A 420-nucleotide genomic window follows, 5' to 3' on the forward strand; every position below is an offset into this window, starting at 1 on the left:
TCAGCATGTCGACCTTCAGCGCCCATTGAACATCGAGCCCGCCGGATTGGAGCCAGTCGAGCACCACCACGGTGCCGGGCTGTGATCCGCCCTGCCAGAAGCCAATGAAGATCACCCAGGCCAGCGCCGCCGAGACGAACAGCCCGCCGGTCGTCACCAGCTTGGCGGCCGACGCGCCGATCATCCGGCCGCCGAGGCCCGCCACCAATGCCGCCAGAAGCGGCAGGAACACCAAAAGCTGAATCACGCCTGCCTCAGCCCTTCATCATGCCGGCATCATCGACCGCAACCGTACCCCGGTTGCGGAAATAGATGACGAGAATGGCCAGGCCGATCGCGGCCTCACCGGCTGCAACCGTCAGCACGAACATCGCGAAGATCTGCCCGTGCACCTGTCCCAGAAAGCTCGAGAACGCCACC

At 64.8% G+C, this 420-nt stretch carries 1 protein-coding gene and 1 pseudogene; both read right to left on the reverse strand.

All coding sequences use genetic code 11. The features are described 5' to 3' along the window. Positions 1-247, reverse strand: a pseudogene (locus ACTIFJ_RS10985) (NADH-quinone oxidoreductase subunit L); the annotation flags it as partial. Between the two features lie 7 nt (positions 248-254). Next, a partial coding sequence (locus tag ACTIFJ_RS10990) for an NADH-quinone oxidoreductase subunit K (RefSeq protein ID WP_439534175.1) occupies positions 255-420 on the reverse strand: 166 nt, incomplete at its 5' end.

This window comes from Polymorphobacter sp., assembly GCF_051860865.1.
In the GTDB taxonomy this organism is placed as follows: Bacteria; Pseudomonadota; Alphaproteobacteria; order Sphingomonadales; family Sphingomonadaceae; genus Sandarakinorhabdus.